Origin of the sequence: Streptomyces sp. NPDC091280 (assembly GCF_044768565.1) — a bacterium.
Lineage (GTDB): Bacteria > Actinomycetota > Actinomycetes > Streptomycetales > Streptomycetaceae > Streptomyces.
Map to the genome: position 1 here is coordinate 123,388 of NZ_JBIVUZ010000009.1, position 18,771 is coordinate 142,158.

Sequence of the window (18,771 nt, forward strand, 5' to 3'; positions counted from 1 at the left end):
CCGAAGTGCCCGCCCCCGCACGGCATATCGGGCGGACGGGGTCCGGCGGGACCTACTCCCCCACTTCGCCGTACGCGGCGAGGAGGACCGCCGGGTCGGGGCCCTCCAGGACGGTGGGCTTGGCGAGGCCGTCGAGGACGATGAAGCGGAGCAGGTCGCCGCGGGACTTCTTGTCGACCTTCATGGTCTCCAGGAGCTTGGGCCACTGGTCGTAGCGGTAGCTGAGGGGGAGGCCGACGGATTCGAGGACCGTGCGGTGGCGGTCGGCCGTCGCGTCGTCCAACCGGCCCGCCAGACGGCCCAGTTCGGCCGCGAAGTGCATCCCTACGGCCACCGCGGCGCCGTGCCGCCACTTGTAGCGCTCGTTCTTCTCGATGGCGTGCGCGAGGGTGTGGCCGTAGTTGAGGATCTCGCGCAGGCCCGACTCCTTGAGGTCGGCGGAGACGACCTCGGCCTTGACCTTGATGGAGCGTTCGATCAGCTCGGCGGTGTGCGGGCCGGCCGGGGTGCGGGCGGCCTGCGGGTCGGACTCGATGAGGTCGAGGATGACCGGGTCGGCGATGAAGCCGGCCTTGATGATCTCGGCGAGCCCGGAGACATAGTCGTTGACCGGGAGGGAGTCCAGCGCGGCGAGGTCGCAGAGCACACCGGCCGGCGGGTGGAAGGAGCCGACCAGGTTCTTGCCCTCGGCGGTGTTGATGCCGGTCTTGCCGCCGACCGCCGCGTCCACCATGGCGAGCACGGTGGTCGGGACGGCGATCCAGCGGACCCCGCGCAACCAGGTCGCGGCGACGAAGCCGGCCAGGTCGGTGGTCGAGCCGCCGCCGACGCCGACGATGACGTCGGAGCGGGTGAACCCGGACTGGCCGAGCGCCTTCCAGCAGTAGGCGGCGACCTCGGCGGTCTTGGCCTCCTCCGCGTTCGGCACCTGGATGGCGACGGCGTCGAAGCCCTGTCCGGCCAGGTCGGCGCGGAGCGCGTCACCGGTCTCGGCGAGCGCCTCGGGGTGGATGACGGCGACCCGCTTGGCCTTGTCGCCGACCAACCCGGCCAGCTCGCCCAGGAGTTGACGGCCCACCAGGACCTCGTAGGGGTCGCTGCCCGCCGTGCCGCCGACCTGGATCCGGGTCACTGACTCGCTCATGCTTCCTTCAACTCCAGTGCGTCCAGGACGGCTTGGGTGACCTCTTCGGGGGTGCGGCCGTCGGTGGGTACGACGGCCCGCGCGACCTCGGCGTACAAGTGGCGCCTGGCTTCCATCAGTTCACGCCACTGCTTGCGCGGGTTGATGGCCAGCAGCGGGCGGGCCGCGTTGAGGCCGGTGCGCTTGACGGCTTCGTCCACGTCCATGGAGAGGTAGACCACCCGGTGGCCGGCGAGCAGCGCGCGGGTGTCCTCGTCGAGGATCGAGCCGCCGCCGAGCGCGAGGACGCCCTCGTGTCCGGCCAGGGCCCGGTGCACGGCCCGCTTCTCGATCGCGCGGAAGACGGGCTCGCCCTCGTCGACGAAGATCTCGGCGATGGTGCGGCCCTCGGCGGTCACGATGTCGTCGTCGGTGTCCCGGTAGCCGACGCCGAGCCGCTCGGCGAGTTGCTGTCCGACCGTCGACTTGCCCACGCCCATCGGGCCGACCAGGACGACCAGGGGTACCGCGCTCACCGGATGGCCAGGTTTTCGAGGTACGACCGCACGTTGCGGCGGGTCTCGGGCACCGAGTCGCCGCCGAACTTCTCCGCCACCGCGTCCGCGAGGACCAAGGCGACCATCGCCTCGGCGACGATCCCGGCGGCCGGCACCGCGGACACGTCGGAGCGCTGGTGGTGGGCCTGGGTGGCCTCACCGGTGACCACGTCGACGGTCTGGAGGGCCCGCGGCACGGTCGCGATCGGCTTCATCGCGGCCCGCACCCGCAGCAGTTCACCCGTGGACAGCCCGCCCTCGGTGCCACCGGAGCGCCCGGAGACCCGCCGGATCCCGTCGCCGGTGTTGACGATCTCGTCGTGCGCCTTGGAGCCCGGCACCCGCGCCAGCTCGAACCCGTCGCCGATCTCGACGCCCTTGATGGCCTGGATGCCCATGAGAGCACCAGCCAGCCGGGCATCCAGCTTCCGGTCCCAGTGGACGTGCGAACCGAGGCCGACGGGAACGCCGTAGGCCAGGATCTCGACGACTCCGCCGAGGGTGTCGCCGTCCTTGTGGGCCTGGTCGATCTCCGCGACCATCGCCTTCGACGCGTCCGCGTCCAGGCAGCGCACGGGGTCGGCGTCGAGCTTCTCGACGTCGGCCGGGGTGGGCAGGACGCCCTGCGGGGCCTTGGCGGAGGCCAGTTCGACGACGTGCGAGACGATCTCGATCCCGGCCGTCTCCTTCAGGTACGACCGGGCGACCGCGCCCAGCGCGACCCGTGCCGCGGTCTCGCGCGCCGAGGCACGCTCCAGGATCGGGCGGGCCTCGTCGAAGCCGTACTTCTGCATGCCCGCGAGGTCGGCGTGGCCGGGGCGCGGGCGGGTCAGCGGGGCGTTGCGGGCGAGGCCGGCCAGGATCTCCGGGTCGACCGGGTCGGCCGCCATGACCTGCTCCCACTTGGGCCACTCGGTGTTGCCCACCATGATCGCGACCGGCGAACCGAGCGTGAGGCCGTGCCGGACACCGCCGAGGAAGGTGACCTCGTCACGCTCGAACTTCATCCGCGCGCCGCGTCCATAGCCGAGTCGGCGCCGGGCCAGGTGGTCCGCCACCATCTCCGTGGTGATCGGGACGCCGGCGGGAAGGCCCTCCAGCGTCGCCACGAGTGCGGGGCCGTGGGACTCCCCCGCGGTCAGCCAGCGCAACCTGCTCAACGGTGCTCCTCATGCTCGCGCCCTGGTACTGCCCTGCGTACGCGTGTCCTCGCGCACGGCGTCGGCGTGACCGGGTGCGCGGCCCTGGCCCGCCGCCCCCGATCCTCCCACGTCCGGCGCACGGACCTGCCCGACGGTCCAGAGAGCGGACGCCGAACGGCCGAGGTCAGGGACCGGCGTCCGGTACGGGGGCAGTGCCCCGCGCGCGTCAGCGGTCGGTCAGTGCCTTCTCGCCCGCTCTGCGCATCGCGTCGACGGGGGCCGGTCGGCGGCCGGTCATCTGCTCCACCTGGAGGACGGCCTGGTGGACCAGGAGGTCGAGGCCGCTGACGACCGCGCCGCCGTAGCCGGACCAGCGGGCCGCGAGGTCGGTGGGCCAGGGGTCGTAGAGGACGTCGAAGAGGGTGGCGGGACGTTCCGGTACCGCGGCGGAGAGAGCGTCCGTGGTGCCCGCGGGGGTGGTCGCGAAGACCAGGGGCGCGCGCAGGCCTTCGGCCGCGTCGGCCCAGTCAGCCGTACGGACCTCCACGTCGAGCCGCTCGCCCCAGTGGCGCATCTCGGCGGCGCGGGTCTCGCTGCGGACGTAGGCGACGATCTCGCCGGTGCAGACGCGGGCCAGGGCGGCGAGTGCCGACGACGCCGTGGCGCCGGCGCCGAGGATCGCGGCCGAGTCGACCTGTTCGATGCCGTGTTCGCGGAGGGCGGCGACCATGCCGGGAATGTCGGTGTTGTCGCCGACGCTGCGGCCGTCCTCGGTGAACACGACGGTGTTGACCGCGTCCACCGACGCCGCCGTCTCGCTGATCCCGTCGAGCAGCGGTATGACGGCGCGCTTCAGCGGCATCGTGAGGGACAGTCCCGCCCACTCCGGTCCCAGGTCCGCGAAGAACCCCGGCAGACCGGCCTCGTCGACGTCGAAGCGGTCGTAGGACCAGTCGTCCAGCCCCAGTTCCGCGTAGGCCGCGCGATGCAGCACCGGGGAGAGGGAGTGGGCGATGGGGGAACCGAGCACGGCGGCCCGGCGGGCGTCAGTTGCCCGTGCTGGCATTGAACTTGTCCTTGAGTGCCTGGAATTCGGCGTACGTCTTGGCGAATTCGGTCTTGTTCTGGCCGTCGGTCGCCACGAAGTAGATCCAGCCGTCGTGGGTCGGATTCAGCGCCGCCGCGAGAGCCTCGGCACCGGGGTTGTCGATCGGCCCCGGCGGCAGGCCCTTCTGGGTGTAGGTGTTGTACGGGTCCTTGTTGCTGTTGATCTCGGACTCGCTGATGTGGATGTTGCTCTGGCCCTTCAGGTAATTGAAGGTCGAGTCGAATTGCAGGTAACGGTTGGTCTCGGTGTTCGTGGTCTTGAGCCGGTTGTAGACGACTTCGGCCATCTTGCGGAAGTCGTCGTGCGTCTTTCCTTCGGCCTGCACGAGGCTCGCGACCGTGATGACCTGGAGCGGACTGTCCAGGTTGAGCGCCTTCGCCTTCGCGGAGAGGTCGATCGCGTCGTAGTTGTCGTTGGCCTGGGCGACCATCTGTTTGAGGACCGTTTCGGGTTTCATGCCCTTGGCGGCGCCATAGGTGCCGGGGTAGAGGAAGCCTTCCAGCGGGTCCTTGATGTTCGAGTTGTCGTTCGCCCAGTCGGGCAGTCCGAAGGTCTTGAATTCCTTCTTCGCGACGGCCTTGGTGGTGCCGTCGGGAATCTGGAGTTTCTTGTCGATATCCGCGTAGATCTTGGCGTTCCGCTGGCCCGGGGGAACGATCAGATTGTCCTGGCTCTTGGGGTCGAGCATGAGCTTGACGGCGGCTGCGGCGGACATCTCTTTCTTCAGGAGGAAGACGCCGGCCTGGATCTTCTTGCCGTCGGGATTCTGCGACTGGGCGGCGACGAACGCGTCGACGCTCTTGACGACGCCCGCCTCTTTCAGCTTCTGCCCGATGTCCGAGCCGAAGGCGCCCTTGGGGATGGTGACGCTCACCGAGCCCGTGCCGTCGCCCGCGTAGTCGGGCGCCGAGCCGAAACGGTTCTGGTAGAAGTGCCAGCCGAAATAGCCGACGCCGGCGAGGCCGCCGCCGAACACCAGGACGACGACCAGGCAGGCGCAGCCGTTGCGGCGCTTCTTCTCCTTGCCGCCTTTACCCTTGCCGCCCTTGCCTTTGCCGCCTTTGCCCTTGCCGCGTCGGCGGCCGTCCTCCGGCTCGTCGTCGGCCTCGTCATCGTCGTCGCCGTCGTCCGCGAAGAACGCGTGTTCGCCCTCGTCGGGTCCCGGGTCCCAGTCGGTCTTCTCCGGTTCGGGTTCCGTGCGGCGCTTGCCGGGGGGCTCCGGCGGCGGGAACGCGTCGGGCGTGCCGTAGAGATCGGGCTGCTGTTCGCCGTAGGCGGCGGCCTGTTGTCCGTACGGGTCGCCGGGGTCGGCGGCGTAGGGGATCTGGGCGTGGGTGCCCATGCCGTCCCAGCCGCCCTGCTGGTACTGCTGCTGCTGACCGGCGTACTGCTGATGACTCTGATCGGCGTACTGCTGCTGGTCGGGGTACTGCTGGTGCTGGCCGGGGTAGTGCGGGTGGCCCTGCGCGTCGTAGACCTGGTACTGCTGCTGCGCCTGACCGTAGTCGGCCTGCTGGCCGTGGCCCCAGTCGCCGTACTGCTGCGGCTGCTGCGGGTGTTCCGGATAGTGCTGCGGCTGGCCGTCGTAGGAGGACTGCTGGCCCACGTGGGCCTGCTGGCCTTCCCATCCGATGTCCCCGAACAACGGGTCCTCCGGATGCCACGGTTCGGAGCCTGGGCCCCGGCCATACTCAGTCATCGATCCCCTAGAGCCGCGAGGCGGCGGTCGCGGCGCTTGGGGCCCCGGCTCCCGTCCCGCCTCTTGCTGTGCCATGGCTGTTCGAACACCATCGCATCGCGCGGAACGTTACCGTATCGCGATCAGATGACCACTTCGACGCCCTCGCCGGGTGGTTTACCTGACACCCGTTCGGATTCCAACGCCTGCTGAAGGATGATGACCGCCGCTGCCTGGTCGATGACCGAGCGGCCCTTCTTGGAGCTGACGCCCGAGGCGCGCAGTCCCTGACTGGCCGTCACCGTGGTCATCCGTTCGTCCAACAGTCTGACCGGTACCGGGGCGATGCCCCTGGCCAGCTCCTGGGCGAAGGCCCGGACCTTCACGGCGGCCGGTCCCTCGCCGCCCTTGAGGGAGCGAGGGAGGCCGACGACGACTTCGACGGGTTCGTACTCCTCGACGAGCTGCCTCAGCCGGCGGTGGGCCGCCGGGATGTCGCGGCCGGGGACCGTCTCGACAGGAGTGGCGAGGATCCCGTCGGGGTCGCACGAGGCGACCCCGATGCGGGCGTCCCCGACGTCGAGTGCGAGCCGACGTCCTCTTCTCATACTCTCGGCCGCTTCTTACTTCGCGGTGTCGGCGACGAGGCGCTCGACGGCGTCGACGGCCTCGCCGACGGCGGCCGGGTGCTGGCCGCCGCCCTGGGCCACGTCCGGCTTGCCGCCACCGCCGCCGCCGAGGGTCTTGGCGGCCGTACGGACCAGGTCGCCGGCCTTGAGGCCGCGCTCGCGGGCGGCCTCGTTGGTGGCGATGACCGTGAGCGGCTTGCCGTTGTTGACGGTGAACAGGGCCACGACGGCGGCCCGTCCGCCCTGGATACGGCCGCGCACGTCGAGGACCAGCTTGCGCAGGTCGTCCGGGGTGGTGCCGTCCGGGACCTGACCGGTGACGACGGCGACACCGTGCACGTCCTTGGCGGACTCGGCGAGTCCGGCGGCGGCCTGGAGCACCTTCTCGGCGCGGAACTTCTCGATCTCCTTCTCGGCGTCCTTCAGCTTGCCGAGCATGGCGGAGACCTTCTCCGGAAGCTCCTCCGGGCGGCCCTTGATCAGCTCCTGGAGCTGGGCGACGACCGTGTGCTCACGGGCCAGGAAGTTGTAGGCGTCCACGCCGACGAGCGCTTCGATACGACGGACTCCCGAGCCGATCGACGACTCGCCGAGCAGCTTGACCAGGCCGAGCTGGGAGGTGTTGTGGACGTGGGTGCCGCCGCACAGCTCCTTGGAGAAGTCGCCGATGGTGACGACCCGGACCCGCTCGCCGTACTTCTCGCCGAACTCGGCGATGGCGCCCTGCTTCTTGGCCTCGTCCAGGCTGAGGATCTCGGCGTGCACGTCCAGGTCGCGGGCGAGCACCTCGTTGATCTTCTGCTCGACGTCGGTCATCACGGCGGTGGGAACCGCGGACGGCGATCCGAAGTCGAAGCGGAAGCGGCCCGGCTGGTTCTCCGAACCGGCCTGCGCGGCCGTCGGACCGAGGGCGTCACGCAGCGCCTGGTGGGTGAGGTGGGTGGCCGAGTGGGCGCGGGCGATGGCGGTGCGGCGGCGGACGTCGATCGAGGCCTCGGCCTTGGCGCCGACGGTGACCTCGCCGAACTGGACGACGCCCTTGTGGACGTAGACCCCGGGGACCGGCTTCTGGCAGTCGCGGATCTCGATGACGGCACCGGACTCGACCTTGATGCGGCCGGTGTCGCCGATCTGGCCGCCGCCCTCGGCGTAGAAGGGGGTGCGGTCGAGGACGATCTCGACCTCGTCGCCCTCGGTGGCGGCCGGGGAGGACACGCCGTCGACCAGGATGCCGACGACGGTGGACTCGCCCACGGTGTCGGAGTAGCCGATGAAGTCGGTCTCGCCGGCCTGGTCGGCGATGGCGCGGTAGGCGCCGACGCCGGCGTGGCCGGTCTTCTTGGCCTGGGCGTCGGCCTTGGCCTGGTCGCGCTGCTGCTTCATCAGGCGCCGGAAGCCGTCCTCGTCCACGGACAGGCCCTGTTCGGCGGCCATTTCGAGGGTGAGGTCGATCGGGAAGCCCCAGGTGTCGTGGAGCAGGAACGCCTTGTCGCCGGCGAGGACGGTCCCGCCGGACTCCTTGGTGTCGGTGATCGCGGTGTCGAGGATGTTGGTGCCGGCCTTCAGCGTCTTGAGGAAGGCGGCCTCCTCGGCGAGGGCCACGGTCTCGATGCGCTGGCGGTCGGTGACCAGCTCCGGGTACTGCTGGCCCATCATCGCGATGACGGTGTCGATGAGGTCCTTGACGACCGGGCCGGTGGCGCCGAGCAGGCGCATGTTGCGGATGGCGCGGCGCATGATGCGGCGCAGGACGTAGCCGCGGCCCTCGTTGCCGGGGGTCACGCCGTCGCCGATGAGCATCACGGAGGTGCGCATGTGGTCGGTGACCACGCGCAGGGAGACGTCGGAGTCGTGCGCGTCGCCGTACTCGACACCGGTCAGCTCGGTGGCCTTCTTGATGACGGCCATCGAGGTGTCGATCTCGTACATGTTCTGGACGCCCTGGAGGATCATCGCCAGGCGTTCCAGGCCGAGGCCCGTGTCGATGTTCTTGCTGGGCAGCTCGCCGAGGATCTCGAAGTCCTCCTTGCCGATGCCCTCGCCGCGCTCGTACTGCATGAAGACCAGGTTCCAGATCTCCACGTACCGCTCGTCGTTGACGGCCGGGCCGCCCTCGACGCCGAACTCGGGGCCGCGGTCGTAGTTGATCTCGGAGCAGGGGCCGCACGGGCCGGGGACGCCCATCGACCAGTAGTTGTCCTTCTTGCCCAGGCGCTGGATGCGCTCGGCCGGGACACCGATCTTGTCGCGCCAGATGGTCTCGGCCTCGTCGTCGTCGAGGTAGACCGTGATCCACAGGCGCTCGGGGTCGAGGCCGTAACCACCCTTGTCCTGGGGCGAGGTGAGCAGCTCCCAGGCGTAGGTGATGGCGCCTTCCTTGAAGTAGTCGCCGAAGGAGAAGTTGCCGCACATCTGGAAGAACGTGCCGTGCCGGGTGGTCTTGCCGACCTCTTCGATGTCGGGGGTGCGCACGCACTTCTGCACGCTGGTGGCGCGCGGCCACGGCGGCTTGACCTCGCCGAGGAAGTACGGCTTGAAGGGGACCATGCCGGCGGGGACCAGGAGCAGAGTCGGGTCGTCCGCGATGAGCGACGCCGAGGGGACAACGGTGTGGCCGCGCTCCTCGTAGAAGCTCAGCCAGCGGCGGCGGATTTCAGCCGACTCCATCAGTGGTCCTCATTCCGGTTGTACGAGTACGTCGTCCTGTCGTTGCCTTCGACGGACCGTGGGTTGCTGCGGTTCTCGATGGCCATGTACTGCCTGGCGGCCGGGAGTTCGGGGTCGACCGGGGCGTTGATCCCCAGCGCGTCGCCGAGCTCGGCCTCGCGCTGGGCCATGCCCGCGCGGACGTCGAGCGCGAAGCCCAGTGCGCTGTCCTTGAGCCGGTGCCCGGCTTCGAGCGCCTTGTTGGCGGCGGAGACGGCCAGGTGCTCGGGGGTCAGCTGCTTCAGCTTGCGGTTGACCTTGGTGGTCGCCCAGACACCGGCGGCCACGCCCGTGCCGAACCAGAACGTACGGCGGAACATCGCTCGGTCAGTCCTTCTTCCGGGTGCGCTTGACCCGCCGTGCGGCCGGGACCGTGCGGCCCACGATCACGGTACGCCGGGACTCCTTGGCGGGCACGTCCTCGCGTCGGCCGCCCAGGGCCCGGCGGACGCCGTAGCCGAAGGCCGCGACCTTGACGAGGGGGCCGCCGAAGGTGGAGGCGACGGTGGTGGACAGGGCGGAGGCGTTCGACGTGACTTCCTGGACGTCGGAGGCGATGGCGTCGACCCGGTCGATCTGGGTCTGCGCCGAGCGCACCGCCGCGGAGGCGTCCGCCAGGAGCGGGACGGCCTGGTCGGTGACGTCCGCGACCAGCTTGGTGGTCGCCTTGAGCGTCTGGGCCAGCCTCACCAGTGCGACGGCGAGGAAGGAGACCAGGATCGCCCAGAAGACGGCCACCAGGATCCCGGCCACCTCTCCACCGGACACCTGACACCTCTCTCACGGACACCTGTAGATAACTGGCCCCGAGCCTATCGCGCCGGGGATGGCGCTCCGTACCGCATTACCGCCCCGCGCGCGGTGGAGTCGAGCGAAGCGATTGTACGGACTGAACACGGTTCAGTACGCTCCGTGTTCCATGCGAGCTTCCCATGGCGGCGACGCCACCGCGGACGGCAATCTGCCCCTCGAACCCGACCGGTTCGTGGGCCGCCCGGCCGAACTCACCGAACTGGCGCGGGCGCTCGACGCCTCGCGCCTGGTCACGGTGACCGGGCCCGGCGGGGTCGGCAAGTCCCGGCTCGCGGCCCACGCGGCGGCCCGGTCCGCTCCCCCGGACGGTGTGTGGCGGGTGGAGCTGGCGCCGGTACGCGATCCGGAACTCGTGGACTTCGCGGTCATGGAGGCGCTGGGCCTGACGGACCACACCGCGCGGCTGCCGCGCGAGGCCCTGCTCGCACATCTGACGGGACGTCAAGTCCTGCTGCTGCTCGACGGGTTCGAGCATCTGGTGGAGGCCTGCGCCCCGCTGGTCGCCGAGCTGGTGGGACGGGTGCCCGGGCTGCGGGTGCTCGCGGTGGGGCGGCGCCCGCTGGAGCTGGCGGGCGAGCGGGTGGTGGCGCTGGCGCCGCTGGGCCCGGACGAGGCGGTGGAGCTGTTCACCGAGCGGGCCGCGCAGCAGGGCGTCGCCCTCGGCCAAGAGGACGCGGACGTACGGGAGTTGTGCGTACGGCTGGACGGGATTCCGCTCGCCGTCGAGCTGGCGGCGGGGCGGCTGCGGGCGCTGTCGCCCGGGGAGTTGCTGGCGCGCTTCGACGACCGGTTCCGGCTGCTGGCCGGCGGGCGCCGGGACGCGCTGCCCCGGCACCAGACGCTGCGGACGGCGATCGGCTGGAGCCATGAGCTGTGCACGCCCGAGGAACGGCTGTTGTGGGCGCGGCTGTCGGTGTTCGCCGGACGCTTCGACCTGGAGGCCGCCGAGTACGTGTGCGGCGGCGACGGACTGCCCTCGGACGGCGTCCTCGACGTGCTGTCCGAACTCCTCGCGCAGTCCGTGGTCGTCCGCGAGGCGACACCGACGGGCGTGCGCTACCGGATGCTCGACACGATCCGGGCCTACGGCGCGGACTGGCTGGAGGCGACCGGGGACGCGCCCCGGCTGCGGCGCAGACACCGCGACTGGTACCTGGGGCTGGCCACCTGGTGCGAGCTGGACTGGTTCTCGCCCCGGCAGGGCGAGGTCGCCGCGCGTGTGGAGGCGGAGCTGCCGAATCTGCGCGGTGCCCTGGAGTACTGCCTGACCGAGCCGGAGGAGACGCATCTGGGCCAGTACCTGGCGGGCTCCCTGTGGTTCTACTGGGCGGGCTGCGGACGGCTCTCGGAGGGCCGGCACTGGCTGGAGCAGGCCGTACAGCTGGACTCCGACAACGACCAGTCCCGGCTGAAGGCCCTGTGGGTGCTCGGCTATGTGGCGATCCTCCAGGGCGACACCGTGCCCGCGCTCGCCGCGCTCCAGGAGTGCCGCGAGGAGGCCGACGAGGCCGCGAACCCCACGGCGGTGGCGTACGCCGAACACCGCACGGGCTGCCTGGCGCTGGTCACCGACGACATGCCGCGCGCGGAGACCCTGCTGCGCTCCGCGCTCGACCGCTACCAGCAGATCGGCGAGCTGAACAGCAACGTACTGATGGGCCAGGTCGAACTGGCGATGGCACGGGCCTTCCAGGGCGACCTCGCGGACGCGGTGAAACTCTGCGAGGACGTACGGCGCGTCTGCGAGGACCACGGCGAACGGTGGACGCGGGCGTACGCGCTGTACGTCCTGGCCTACGTCGCCTGGAGCGAGGGCCGGCTCCCGGACGCGCGGGACCTGCTGGCGGACTGCCTGGGCAGCGCGCACGGCTTCCGCGATCTGCTGGGCTCGGTGCTGGCGGTCGAGCTGCTGGCCCTCGTCACGGCGGCGGAGGGCGACGCCGCCGAGGCCGCGCTGTTGCAGGGCGCGGCGGGCGGGATGTGGCCGTCGGTGGGCCTGCCGCTGTTCGGTTCGGCGTACTACAACGCGCCGCACGAGCTGTGCGAGGCGATGGCCCGGGAGCGGCTGGGCGACGAGCGGTACGCGGAGTGCGTGCGCGAGGGTGCGCGGCTGGGCCGGGAGGCCGCCGTGGCACGGGCGCTGGGGCAGCGCCGGCCGCTCGGCGCCGTACCGGTGCCGCGCGGGCCGCAGCGGCCCGCGCGGGCGGGTGTGGAACTGCGAAAGCCCGCCGCCTCGCCCACCCGGAAGGGCGGGGAGACGGCGGGCTGACGTGGTGCGGGTGGTGCTACGTCCGGTGAGTGATCAGCGGGCGTAGTACTCGACGACGAGCTGCTCGTCGCAGATCACCGGGATCTCCTTGCGGTTCGGCTCGCGGTCCAGGCGGAAGGCCAGGGCGGCGAGGTTCACCTGGAGGTAGCGCGGGGTCTCGCCGTCGGGGGCGAAGCCACCGGCGCGGGAGACCTCGAACAGGGTCTTGCTGCGGCTGCGCTCGCGGACCATGACGACGTCGTCCGGCTTGACGCGGAAGGACGGCTTGTCGACCTTCTGGCCGTTGACCTCGATGTGGCCGTGCACGACCATCTGGCGGGCCTGGTAGATCGTGCGGGCGATGCCCGAACGCAGGACCAGCGCGTCGAGACGACGCTCCAGCTCGATGATCAGGGCCTCACCGGTCTTGCCCTGGACCTTGGAGGCACGCTCGTAGGCGCGGACGAGCTGGCGCTCGGACACGTCGTACTGCGCGCGCAGACGCTGCTTCTCCAGCAGACGGACCTTGTAGTCCGAGTTCTGCTTGCGGCCACGACCGTGCTCACCCGGCGGGTAGGGACGGGCCTCGAAGTACTTGACGGCCTTCGGGGTCAGCGCGATGCCGAGGGCACGCGACTTCTTGACCTTGGGGCGGGACTGGTTCGCCACAATCTCTCATTTCTCGGGTTTCGGCTTGTCAGGGTGGTGAGGGAGGTCGCATCCGCAGCCGGGGAAACCCGTCGGGTCCGCGCAGGACCTGATGGGCAGCCGCTCCCCTGATCTGGGCACTACGTGCAGCACGCGAGTGGCCCACCGACCGGGCCCGCCCTGGGGCGGATGGTGGTGGGCTGCCCGCGACACCGTTCGAACGGTGCGCGACGCTCCTGGAACCCCTGGGGGTTCCGGCCGGTTGTCCCGCTCTGACTGCGCGGGACTCGGCACTCCGAGGGATTCTACAGGCCGCTCAGGACCGCTTTCGACCGAGGTGCTTCCGGGTCCACTCCACCGCGTCCGCGTACCGCGCCTCCGCCCCGTGCCGGGTCGGCTCGTAGTACTCGCGGTCCTTGAGCTCCTCCGGGGCGTACTGCTGCTCGGCGATCCCCTCGGGCAGGTCGTGCGGGTAGACGTACCCCTGGGCGTGCCCCAGCTTGGCCGCGCCCTTGTAGTGCCCGTCCCGCAGATGCATGGGGACCGGGCCCGCGTGCCCCTTGCGCACGTCCTCCATGGCGGCGCCGATCGCCGTGGTCGCCGCGTTCGACTTGGGGGCGAGCGCGAGCGCGATCGTGGCGTGGCTGAGGGTGAGCGCGGCCTCCGGGAAGCCGATCATCGCCACGGCCTGGGCGGCGGCGACCGCGAGCGGCAGCGCGTTCGGATCCGCCAGGCCGATGTCCTCGCTCGCGGAGATCATCAGACGGCGGGCGATGAAGCGGGGGTCCTCGCCGGCCTCGATCATGCGGGCCAGGTAGTGCAGGGCCGCGTCGACGTCCGAGCCGCGGATGGACTTGATGAGGGCGCTGGCCACGTCGTAGTGCTGGTCGCCGTCCCGGTCGTACTTCACGGCCGCGCGGTCGACGGTCTCCTCCAGGGTCTGGAGGGTGATGTCCGGCTCGCCCTTGTCGAGAGCGGCCCCGGCGGCTGCCTCCAGGGCGGTCAGCGCCCGCCGGGCGTCGCCGCCCGCGATGCGCAGCAGGTGGTTCTCGCTGTCCTCGGGGAGGGTGACCGCGCCCTTCAGACCGCGCTCCTCGCCGAGCGCGCGGCGCAGCAGGGCGCGCAGGTCGTCGTCCGTGAGGGGTTCGAGGGTGAGGAGCAGGGAGCGGGACAGCAACGGGGAGATCACCGAGAAGTACGGGTTCTCGGTGGTCGCCGCGATCAGGGTCACCCAGCGGTTCTCGACGGCCGGGAGCAGGGAGTCCTGCTGGGCCTTGCTGAAGCGGTGGATCTCGTCGAGGAAGAGGACGGTCTCCTTGCCGAAGCCGCCGGTGGCGCGCCGGGCGCCGTCGATGACCGCGCGGACCTCCTTGACCCCGGCGGTGATCGCGGACAGCTCCACGAACCGCTTGTCGGTGGCCTTGGAGACGACATACGCGAGGGTCGTCTTGCCGGTGCCGGGCGGTCCCCAGAGGATCACCGAGGACGGTCCGGCCGGGCCGCCCGCGCCTTCGCCGACCAGTCTGCGCAGGGGGGAGCCGGGCTTCAGCAGATGCTGCTGGCCCACCACCTCGTCGAGGGCGCGCGGGCGCATCCGTACCGCCAGGGGACTGCCGGACGGGTCCTTCTCCTGGCGTTCTTCGGCTGCGGCGGTGAAAAGGTCGGGCTCCACGTCGAAAACCCTATGTCACGCCACTGACAACCCGGTCCGGCCCGGACTCAGGCCCAGAGCTGGGTGCCCCAGCGGGTCAGGATCAGCATCGCGATGATGCCGACGTGGGTGACCGGGAGGACCCAGGTGAACTCGCCCAGGAAGTTCTTCACCGGGCGCGGGGCCTTCAGGAAGTCGTTGCGGATGTTGAACGAGGTGACGTACCAGAACATGGTGATCGTGGCGACCCAGGCCAGCGAGCACCACAGGCACAGCGCGTTGATCCGGTACAGCGACTGGAACTGGAGCCAGGTGCAGAAGCCCACCCCGAAGAGGGTGCCGAAGTTGAAGGTCAGCCAGTACCAGCGGGGGAACTTCACCCGGGTCAGCAGGCTCATGCCGACGCAGATCACGATGCCGTAGGCGACCAGGCCGAGCATCGGGTTCGGGAAGCCGAAGGCGGCGGCCTGCTTGGACTCCATGACGCTGCCGCAGGACACGATCGGGTTGATGCTGCAGCTGGGGGTGAACGTCTTGCCCGCGAGCTTGCCCTCAAGGATCTTGAACTTGTCGATCGTGATGACCCACGCGGCGAGCAGACCGGCCGCGCCGGTGATCACCAGCAGCACGGCGAAGGCCCGGCTGCTGCCGACCGCGCGCGGCTCCTCGGCCGTGTGCTCCGGCTCGGAGTCGGTGGAGACGTCCTTCACTGTCGTCTTGCTCATCACGCCGATCCGTCACTTGAGAGTTGGACCTTCTTCGGGCACGGCCATTGTGCCGCACGCGCCCCCGTGTCCACCGTTCGGTGGACATAAGGAAGTACGCACGGTCGTCCCCGAGCGCTCGATTCCGGACGATGCTCAAGGCATGACAACACAGGCGAACGAACTCGCAGTGGATGTGCGGGGGCTGCGCAAGCGGTACGGGGACGTGACCGCCGTGGACGGAATCGACCTGGAGATCCGCACCGGAGAGGTGTTCGGCCTGCTCGGACCCAATGGCGCGGGCAAGAGCACCACCGTGGAGATCCTCCAGGGCAACCGGGACCGGGACGCGGGCGAGGTCCTCGTCCTCGGGTCGGACCCGGCGACGGGCACGCGCGCGTGGCGTTCGCGGATCGGCATCGTCTGGCAGGACGAATCGGCACCCGCCGAGTTGACGGTCGGCGAGACCGTCCGGCATTTCGCCCGCTACTACCCGCGGCCTCGCGACCCCGAGGAGGTCATCGGACTCGTCGGACTCGACGCGAAGACCGACAGCCGGATCAAGGCCCTCTCGGGCGGCCAGCGCCGCAGGCTCGACGTGGCCCTCGGAGTGATCGGCGATCCGGAACTCCTGCTCCTGGACGAGCCGACGACCGGTTTCGACCCGGCGGCCCGGCGCCAGTTCTGGGACCTGATCCGCAAGCTGGCCGGCGAGGGCACCACCATCCTCCTCACCACCCACTACCTGGAGGAGGCGGAGAACCTCGCCGACCGCCTCGCCATCGTCGCCGCGGGCCGGGTGGTCGCCGAGGGCGAACCAGCCGCCCTGCGCGAACGGCACGGCACCGGGGCCACCGTCGAGTGGACCGACCTCGACGGCACCCCGCGCGCGGAGCACACCGACACCCCCACCAAGGTCGTGGCGGACCTCATGCGGCGCTTCGACGGCGAGATCCCCGGGCTGCTGGTCACCCGCCCCACCCTGGAGGACGTCTACCTCCGGCTGACCGGACAGGAGGACGTGCGATGACCACGACGACGGCGGGAACCCGGACACGGCCCCGCACCTCCGAGGAACGACTGCCCGGCGCCTGGGGACTCGGACTGCGCCGCGGAGTGCTGGAACTCAAGCAGTTCTTCCGCCAGCGCGACCAGGTCGTCTTCACCTTCGCCTTCCCGGTCGTCTTCCTCTTCCTCTTCGCGTCGATCTTCAAGGACGACGTCCGGGGCGCGGGCGTCACCGCCTCCCAGCTCTACGTCCCGGCCATGATGGCCGCCGGCATCATGTCCACGAGCTTCCAGTCCCTCGGCATCTCGATCGCCATCGAACGCGACGAGAAGGTGCTGCGCCGACTGCGCGGCACACCGATGCCACCGGCCGCGTACTTCCTCGGCAAGATCTGGCTGGTTCTGGTCACCGGCCTGCTGGAGACGGCCGTCCTGCTGCTCGTCGGAACCGGCTTCTACGGCGTCGACCTGCCCTCGTCCGCCACCAGGTGGCTGGACTTCGGATGGATCTTCGTGCTCGGTCTCACGGCCTGCGCGCTCCTCGGCATCGCGGTCAGCTCGGTCCCCAAGTCCGGCAAGAGCGCGACCTCCGTGGTCGTCCTGCCCTTCCTGGTGCTCCAGTTCATCTCCGGGGTGTACATCTCCATCGACACGATCCCGGACTGGATGCTCGACATCGGCGCGCTGTTCCCCCTGAAGTGGATGTGCCAGGGGCTGCGCGGGGTGTTCCTGCCCTCGTCCGCGCAGGTGCTGGAGCAGGCCGGGAGCTGGGAGTTCGGGAAGGTCGCGCTGGTGCTCGGGGCGTGGTGCGTCGGAGGATTGCTGCTGTGCCTGCTGACCTTCCGGTGGAAGAACCGGCGCGACGGATGACCGTTCCCGCCCCGGCGAAGGGCTCGTACACCTGGGACCGGTCGTTCCGGATCTGGGACACGTACTTCGCCCTGATCTGGCTGGCCACCCTGGTGTTCGTGCTCGGCACGGACAGGCCGGGGTGGCCGGTGCGGGTGGCGGCGGCCGGACTGCTCGTCCCGCTGGTCCCCCTGTACGTCCTGCTCGGGCGCCCGGTCCTCCAGGGCGATCCGCCCGACGAGCGGCGGGCCGTCACCTACCTCGTGGCGCAGATGGCGCTGTTCCTGCCGTCGGCCGTGCTGGTCGGTGAGACCCGGCTGATGTGCTTCGCGCTCGTCCCGCCCTGCTTCATGGTGCTGCGGCTGCGCTGGGCGCTGATCGCGGTGACCGTGATCAACATCGTGCCGGTGATCGGCTGGACGCTGCTGTGGTGGCCCGCCGCCCAGGACGTGTTCTTCAACTCGGTGTTCGCCGTGGTCACCCTGGTCTTCTCGATAGCCCTCGGCAGCTGGATCATCCGCATCATCGAACAGAGCCAGGAACGGGCCGAGTTGATCGCCGAACTGGACGCGAGCCGCCACGAGGTCTCCCGGCTCTCCTCGGCGCACGGCGCGCTGGCCGAACGCGAGCGCATGGCCCGCGAGATCCACGACACCCTCGCCCAGGGCTTCACCAGTCTGCTGATGCTCATCCAGGCCGTGGAGGCCGAATTGCACGACGACCCGGCGCAGGCCCGCCGCCATCTCGCTCTGATGGACGAGACCGCCCGGCAGAACCTCGCCGAGGCCCGCGCCCTCGTTGCCGGCGGCACCCCGGCCGACCTCGCCGACGCCTCACTGCCCGACGCCCTGCGCCGCCTCGCCGCCCGCCACGACGCGGCCCTCTCGGTGACCGGCCCGGTGCGCGCCCTGCCCGCCGGACCCGAGGTGGTCGCCCTGCGCTCCTGCCAGGAGGCGCTTGCCAACGCCCGCAAGCACGCGGGGAGTTCGGCGACGGTGAGCCTCACCCTCGCGTACGCCGACGAGACGCTCACCGTGTCGGTACGGGACGACGGCTGCGGTTTCGAGCCCGGCGCGGTGTCCGGCGGCTACGGTCTGGCCGGGCTCCGCACCCGGGCCGCCGAGGCGGGCGGGACGGCGCTGGTACGCAGCGCGCCGGGCGCGGGCACGACAGTGACGGTCCGGCTGCCGGTGTCCCCCGCAGCGTCTTCGAGGAGTCCGCGATGATCCGTATCCTGCTGGCCGACGACCACCCCGTCGTACGGGAGGGGCTGCGCGCCATGCTCAGCGCCGAACCGGATCTCGATGTGATCGCCGACGCGTCCGGCGGGCCGCAGGCCGAGGCGCTGGCGGCCCAACTCCAGCCCGACATCGTGCTGATGGACCTGCGGATGCCGGACGGTGGAGGTGTCGACTCCATCGTGCGGATGACCGCGGCCGGGCTGCCGTGCCGGGTGATCGTCCTCACGACGTACGAGACGGACCGGGACATCCTGCGCGCGGTGGAGGCGGGAGCGGCGGGCTACCTCCTGAAGGACCTGCCCCGGGGCGAACTCGCCGACGCCGTACGGGCCGCCGCGCGCGGCGAGACGGTGCTGGCGCCGTCCGTGGCGGCCCGGTTGGTGGACCAGCTGCGGACGAAGCCGGAGCGGCCTCGACTGTCGGAGCGGGAGACCGCTGTGCTGCGGTTGGTGGCGGAGGGATGCACCAACGCGGAGATCGGGCGGCGGCTGTACATCGGGGAGTCGACCGTGAAGACCCATCTGCTGCGCGTCTTCGGGAAGTTGGGGGTGGACGACCGGACGGCGGCGGTGACGAGTGCGATGCGGTACGGGTTGCTGGACCACTGAGACCCGATGGACGAGAGAGGCGCCGGATGCCTTCCACAGCACCCGGCGCCTACGGCCC

Annotated in this window: 17 protein-coding genes; 5 read left to right on the top strand and 12 right to left on the bottom strand. The window is 70.6% G+C overall.

Annotated features, from left to right (window positions below):
- Window positions 1–52: 52 nt before the first annotated feature.
- The 9 genes from aroB to ACIQPR_RS26770 all read right to left on the bottom strand — a co-directional run bounded on the left by aroB (window position 53) and on the right by ACIQPR_RS26770 (window position 9,711).
- Window positions 53–1,144: a 3-dehydroquinate synthase gene (aroB, locus tag ACIQPR_RS26730; RefSeq protein ID WP_403653009.1), complete on the bottom strand. Its 1,092-nt coding sequence runs from the start codon at window positions 1,142–1,144 to the stop codon at window positions 53–55.
- A complete protein-coding gene (locus ACIQPR_RS26735; RefSeq protein ID WP_403653012.1) occupies window positions 1,141–1,659 on the bottom strand; it encodes a shikimate kinase in 519 nt (172 codons plus the stop codon). The genes aroB and ACIQPR_RS26735 overlap by 4 nt, the downstream gene beginning before the upstream one ends.
- Window positions 1,656–2,840 carry a chorismate synthase gene (gene aroC, locus ACIQPR_RS26740; protein ID WP_403653015.1) on the bottom strand — a complete coding sequence of 395 codons (1,185 nt, stop codon included), beginning with the start codon at window positions 2,838–2,840 and terminating at the stop codon, window positions 1,656–1,658. Before aroC ends, ACIQPR_RS26735 begins: the two co-directional genes overlap by 4 nt.
- A gap of 208 nt (window positions 2,841–3,048) precedes the next feature.
- Window positions 3,049–3,888, bottom strand: coding sequence for a shikimate dehydrogenase (locus tag ACIQPR_RS26745; RefSeq protein WP_403653018.1), 840 nt, complete (start codon window positions 3,886–3,888; stop codon window positions 3,049–3,051).
- A complete protein-coding gene (gene mltG / locus ACIQPR_RS26750) occupies window positions 3,869–5,629 on the bottom strand; it encodes an endolytic transglycosylase MltG (RefSeq protein ID WP_403653021.1) in 1,761 nt (586 codons plus the stop codon). Before mltG ends, ACIQPR_RS26745 begins: the two co-directional genes overlap by 20 nt.
- Window positions 5,630–5,751: 122 nt before the next feature.
- Complete coding sequence (ruvX, locus tag ACIQPR_RS26755; protein ID WP_403653023.1) at window positions 5,752–6,216, bottom strand: Holliday junction resolvase RuvX; 465 nt, start codon at window positions 6,214–6,216, stop codon at window positions 5,752–5,754.
- 15 nt (window positions 6,217–6,231) lie between these two features.
- A complete protein-coding gene (gene alaS / locus ACIQPR_RS26760; RefSeq protein ID WP_403653026.1) occupies window positions 6,232–8,904 on the bottom strand; it encodes an alanine--tRNA ligase in 2,673 nt (890 codons plus the stop codon).
- The gene (locus tag ACIQPR_RS26765) at window positions 8,904–9,263 is read right to left on the bottom strand and encodes a hypothetical protein (RefSeq protein WP_403653028.1); all 360 of its coding nucleotides are present in this window, start codon (window positions 9,261–9,263) and stop codon (window positions 8,904–8,906) included. The genes alaS and ACIQPR_RS26765 overlap by 1 nt, the downstream gene beginning before the upstream one ends.
- A 7-nt stretch (window positions 9,264–9,270) precedes the next feature.
- Window positions 9,271–9,711 (bottom strand): DUF948 domain-containing protein, encoded by a 441-nt coding sequence (locus ACIQPR_RS26770; protein WP_400977991.1) that lies wholly within the window; start codon window positions 9,709–9,711, stop codon window positions 9,271–9,273.
- 151 nt (window positions 9,712–9,862) lie between these two features.
- On the opposite strand from ACIQPR_RS26770, the gene ACIQPR_RS26775 reads away from it, so the two are divergent.
- Complete coding sequence (locus ACIQPR_RS26775) at window positions 9,863–12,025, top strand: ATP-binding protein (RefSeq protein ID WP_403653032.1); 2,163 nt, start codon at window positions 9,863–9,865, stop codon at window positions 12,023–12,025.
- Between the two features lie 33 nt (window positions 12,026–12,058).
- On the opposite strand, the gene rpsD is transcribed toward ACIQPR_RS26775, so the two are convergent.
- The 3 genes from rpsD to ACIQPR_RS26790 all read right to left on the bottom strand — a co-directional run bounded on the left by rpsD (window position 12,059) and on the right by ACIQPR_RS26790 (window position 15,028).
- Window positions 12,059–12,673 carry a 30S ribosomal protein S4 gene (gene rpsD, locus ACIQPR_RS26780; protein WP_362660023.1) on the bottom strand — a complete coding sequence of 205 codons (615 nt, stop codon included), beginning with the start codon at window positions 12,671–12,673 and terminating at the stop codon, window positions 12,059–12,061.
- Window positions 12,674–12,968: 295 nt separating this feature from the next.
- Window positions 12,969–14,324, bottom strand: coding sequence for a replication-associated recombination protein A (locus ACIQPR_RS26785; RefSeq protein ID WP_403653035.1), 1,356 nt, complete (start codon window positions 14,322–14,324; stop codon window positions 12,969–12,971).
- Window positions 14,325–14,371: 47 nt separating this feature from the next.
- Window positions 14,372–15,028, bottom strand: a complete 657-nt coding sequence (locus ACIQPR_RS26790) for a vitamin K epoxide reductase family protein (protein ID WP_403653038.1) — start codon at window positions 15,026–15,028, stop codon at window positions 14,372–14,374.
- A 142-nt stretch (window positions 15,029–15,170) separates the two neighbouring features.
- Between ACIQPR_RS26790 and ACIQPR_RS26795 the strand changes: the two genes are divergently transcribed.
- The 4 genes from ACIQPR_RS26795 to ACIQPR_RS26810 are packed head-to-tail and all read left to right on the top strand — an operon-like array spanning window position 15,171 to window position 18,713.
- Window positions 15,171–16,037 carry an ABC transporter ATP-binding protein gene (locus ACIQPR_RS26795; protein ID WP_403653040.1) on the top strand — a complete coding sequence of 289 codons (867 nt, stop codon included), beginning with the start codon at window positions 15,171–15,173 and terminating at the stop codon, window positions 16,035–16,037.
- Window positions 16,034–16,885: an ABC transporter permease gene (locus ACIQPR_RS26800; RefSeq protein ID WP_403653043.1), complete on the top strand. Its 852-nt coding sequence runs from the start codon at window positions 16,034–16,036 to the stop codon at window positions 16,883–16,885. Before ACIQPR_RS26795 ends, ACIQPR_RS26800 begins: the two co-directional genes overlap by 4 nt.
- A complete protein-coding gene (locus ACIQPR_RS26805; RefSeq protein ID WP_403653045.1) occupies window positions 16,882–18,090 on the top strand; it encodes a sensor histidine kinase in 1,209 nt (402 codons plus the stop codon). Before ACIQPR_RS26800 ends, ACIQPR_RS26805 begins: the two co-directional genes overlap by 4 nt.
- Entirely contained in the window at window positions 18,087–18,713 is a 627-nt protein-coding gene (locus ACIQPR_RS26810; RefSeq protein ID WP_403653047.1) for a response regulator, read from the top strand. Before ACIQPR_RS26805 ends, ACIQPR_RS26810 begins: the two co-directional genes overlap by 4 nt.
- The last annotated feature ends 58 nt before the right edge of the window (window positions 18,714–18,771 follow it).

Bases quoted from the DNA above. Each gene is read 5' to 3' on its own strand.
- aroB (WP_403653009.1), bottom strand. From the start codon at position 1,144: ATGAGCGAGTCAGTGACCCGGATCCAGGTCGGCGGCACGGCGGGCAGC.
- ACIQPR_RS26745 (WP_403653018.1), bottom strand. From the start codon at position 3,888: ATGCCAGCACGGGCAACTGACGCCCGCCGGGCCGCCGTGCTCGGTTCC.
- mltG (WP_403653021.1), bottom strand. From the start codon at position 5,629: ATGACTGAGTATGGCCGGGGCCCAGGCTCCGAACCGTGGCATCCGGAG.
- ruvX (WP_403653023.1), bottom strand. From the start codon at position 6,216: ATGAGAAGAGGACGTCGGCTCGCACTCGACGTCGGGGACGCCCGCATC.
- alaS (WP_403653026.1), bottom strand. From the start codon at position 8,904: ATGGAGTCGGCTGAAATCCGCCGCCGCTGGCTGAGCTTCTACGAGGAG.
- ACIQPR_RS26765 (WP_403653028.1), bottom strand. From the start codon at position 9,263: ATGTTCCGCCGTACGTTCTGGTTCGGCACGGGCGTGGCCGCCGGTGTC.
- ACIQPR_RS26775 (WP_403653032.1), top strand. From the start codon at position 9,863: ATGCGAGCTTCCCATGGCGGCGACGCCACCGCGGACGGCAATCTGCCC.
- ACIQPR_RS26790 (WP_403653038.1), bottom strand. From the start codon at position 15,028: ATGAGCAAGACGACAGTGAAGGACGTCTCCACCGACTCCGAGCCGGAG.
- ACIQPR_RS26795 (WP_403653040.1), top strand. From the start codon at position 15,171: ATGACAACACAGGCGAACGAACTCGCAGTGGATGTGCGGGGGCTGCGC.
- ACIQPR_RS26800 (WP_403653043.1), top strand. From the start codon at position 16,034: ATGACCACGACGACGGCGGGAACCCGGACACGGCCCCGCACCTCCGAG.
- ACIQPR_RS26805 (WP_403653045.1), top strand. From the start codon at position 16,882: ATGACCGTTCCCGCCCCGGCGAAGGGCTCGTACACCTGGGACCGGTCG.
- ACIQPR_RS26810 (WP_403653047.1), top strand. From the start codon at position 18,087: ATGATCCGTATCCTGCTGGCCGACGACCACCCCGTCGTACGGGAGGGG.